Annotated in this window: 3 protein-coding genes; 1 reads left to right on the top strand and 2 read right to left on the bottom strand. The window is 69.4% G+C overall.

What is annotated here, in order from left to right; genetic code table 11:
• On the bottom strand, window positions 1-1276 hold a 1276-nt coding region (gene ppsA / locus A612_RS05825), incomplete at its 3' end, for a phosphoenolpyruvate synthase (protein ID WP_019373590.1).
• A gap of 215 nt (window positions 1277-1491) precedes the next feature.
• Here ppsA and ppsR point away from each other — a divergent pair.
• Window positions 1492-2322 (top strand): posphoenolpyruvate synthetase regulatory kinase/phosphorylase PpsR, encoded by an 831-nt coding sequence (gene ppsR / locus A612_RS05820; RefSeq protein WP_019373589.1) that lies wholly within the window; start codon window positions 1492-1494, stop codon window positions 2320-2322.
• 25 nt (window positions 2323-2347) lie between these two features.
• Here the strand turns inward: ppsR and A612_RS05815 are convergent.
• A partial coding sequence (locus A612_RS05815; RefSeq protein ID WP_040436203.1) for an FAD-dependent monooxygenase occupies window positions 2348-2736 on the bottom strand: 389 nt, incomplete at its 5' end.

The following is a 2736-nucleotide window of genomic DNA, read 5'->3' as shown; positions in this document are numbered from 1 at the left end:
GGCAGGTGCGCCCGCCGCGGTTGGTGACGATGGCCGAGGCGCGCTTCATCACCGGCTCCCAGTTCGGGTCGGTCATGTCGGTCACCAGCACGTCGCCCGCCTGCACCTTGTCCATCTCGGCGATGTCGGACACCAGCCGCACCGGGCCGGTGCCGATCTTCTGGCCGATGGCGCGGCCCTCGGCCAGCACCGTGCCCGTGCCCTTCAGCGTGAAGCGTTGTTCGGCCTGGCCCCGGGACTGGCTCTTCACGGTCTCCGGGCGGGCCTGCAGGATGTAGAGCTGGCCGTCCGTGCCGTCCTTGCCCCACTCGATGTCCATCGGGCGGCCGTAGTGCTCCTCGATGACCAGCGCGTAGTGCGCCAGCTGCTGCACCTCGTCGTCGCTGAGCGAATAGCGGTTGCGCTGTTCCGTCGGCACATCGACGGTCTTCACCAGCCTGCCCGTGGCGGCCTTTTCCTCGGGCGAGGCGAAGACCATCTGGATCAGCTTGCTGCCCAGATTGCGGCGGATCACGGCGCGCTTGCCGGCGCGCAGCATCGGCTTGTGCACGTAGAACTCGTCGGGGTTCACCGCCCCCTGCACCACCGTCTCGCCCAGGCCGTAGCTGGAGGTGACGAACACCACGTCCTCAAAGCCGGACTCGGTGTCGATGGTGAACATCACGCCGGCGGCGCCCAGGTCCGAGCGCACCATGCGCTGCACCCCGGCCGACAGCGCCACCACGTCGTGCGCGAAGCCCTTGTGCACGCGGTAGGAGATCGCCCGGTCGTTGTAGAGCGAGGCGAACACTTCCTTCATCTTGTGCAGCACGTCCTCGATGCCGACGACGTTCAGAAAAGTCTCCTGCTGGCCGGCAAAGGAGGCATCGGGCAGGTCCTCGGCCGTGGCGGAGGAGCGCACCGCAAAGCTCGCCTGGGCATTGCCCGCGCACAGGGTCTCGAAGGCGGCGCGCACGGCGGCCTCCAGATCGGCCGGAAAGGGCTGGGCCTCGACCCAGCCGCGGATTTCCGCGCCCGCCTGCGCCAGCGCGCGCACGTCCTCCACATCCAGCCGCGCCAGGCGCTCGCTGATGCGCCCGGCCAGACCCTCGTGCGCGAGGAACTGGCGGAAGGCATGGGCCGTGGTGGCGAAGCCGGTAGGCACGCGCACCCCCTGCGGCAGCTGCGAGATCATCTCGCCGAGGCTGGCGTTCTTGCCGCCGACGACCTCGACGTCCTCCATCCTCAGGTTTTCAAACGGTACGACCAGGGCGGTCGCCTCAAAGCGTGCAGACATGGGAATGCTCCAGAAGTTGAAACCGGGTCTGCGCCTGCCAGGGCGGGAGCGGGGACGGGGGCGCCTGGCAGGCTGGCACCCATGCGGCGGCTGCGGCTTTGCTGTTGTGGTTGTGGGCCGGCGCGGAGCATGGATGGGGAATTGGGAATAATGCGCGCCATTGTAGTGTTCCGCCCCGCCGGGCGGCGCCCCCGCCCTGCCCTCTGCTCCTGCCCATGTTGCCCTCCACCACGCGCACGGTCTTCTACATCTCCGACGGCACCGGCATCACGGCCGAGACCTTCGGCAACGCCATCCTGGCCCAGTTCGATGTGCGCCCGCGCCACGTGCGCCTGCCCTTCATCGACACCGAGGACAAGGCCCACCAGGTGGTGCGCCAGATCAACCACACGGCCGAGCTGGAGGGCCGCAAGCCCATCGTGTTCACGACCCTGGTGAACATGAGCGTGCTGCGCATCATCGAGGAAGGCTGCCGCGGCATGCTGCTGGACATGTTCAGCACCTTCATCCGCCCGCTGGAGGCCGAGCTGGGCGTGAAATCCATGCACCGCGTCGGGCGCTTCTCGGACATCAGCATGTCCAAGGAGTACAGCGACCGCATCGAGGCCATCAACTTCAGCCTGGACCACGACGACGGCCAGAGCCACCGCGACCTGGATGGCGCGGACGTCATCCTGGTGGGCGTCTCGCGCAGCGCCAAGACGCCCACCAGCCTGTACCTGGCGATGCAGCACGGGCTGAAGGTGGCGAACTACCCGCTGATCCCCGAGGACTTCGAGCGCCGCCAGCTGCCGCCCGCGCTGGTGCCCCACCGGCGCAAGATCTTCGGCCTGACCATCGACCCGGTGCGCCTGTCGGAGATCCGCAACGAGCGCCGCCCGGGCTCCAAGTACGCCGACCTGGAGAACTGCCGCTACGAGGTCGCCGAGGCCGAGGCGATGATGCGCCGTTCGGGCATCCGCTGGCTGTCCTCGACGACCAAGAGCATCGAGGAGATCGCCACCACCATCTTGCAGGAAGTGCGCCCCGAGCGGTTGCAGTATTGAACGGCCCGCGCCTGGCACTGCGCCCTCACAGCAGGCTGGACCCTGGCCCTTCCCCGTGGTAGAGCCACGGCACGTCCAGCAGCCGCCCCCCCAGCAGCCGCAGGGCCGTGTCGCGCCCCCAGCGCAGCGGCCCGCGCGCATGGAAGATCACGCCGTTGCGCGCCGCCCGCGCCTGCACGCGCGCATTGCGCTGCCAGCGGTTGAGCGCGTAGCGACGCAGTCGCAGGGGCACCTCCAGGTCGTGCATGGACAGCGCCCGCTGCAGCTCCGCCGCGTCCTCGATGGCCATCCCTGCGCCCTGGGCGAGGTAGGGGTGCATGGGGTGGGCGGCGTCGCCGAGCAGCGCCACCAGGCCGGCCGCCATCTCATGCGGGCCGGCTACCGGCGCGCGATCGCGCAGCGGCCACAGGCGCC

The sequence above is a fragment of the Melaminivora alkalimesophila genome (assembly GCF_000282995.1).
GTDB lineage: Bacteria > Pseudomonadota > Gammaproteobacteria > Burkholderiales > Burkholderiaceae_C > Melaminivora > Melaminivora alkalimesophila.
The sequence above is the reverse complement of the archived record's forward strand: the minus strand, read 5'-3'. Positions and strand labels throughout refer to the sequence as shown.

Excerpts from the sequence above, each read along its gene's own strand:
- ppsR (WP_019373589.1), top strand. The coding sequence starts at position 1,492 with ATGTTGCCCTCCACCACGCGCACGGTCTTCTACATCTCCGACGGCACC.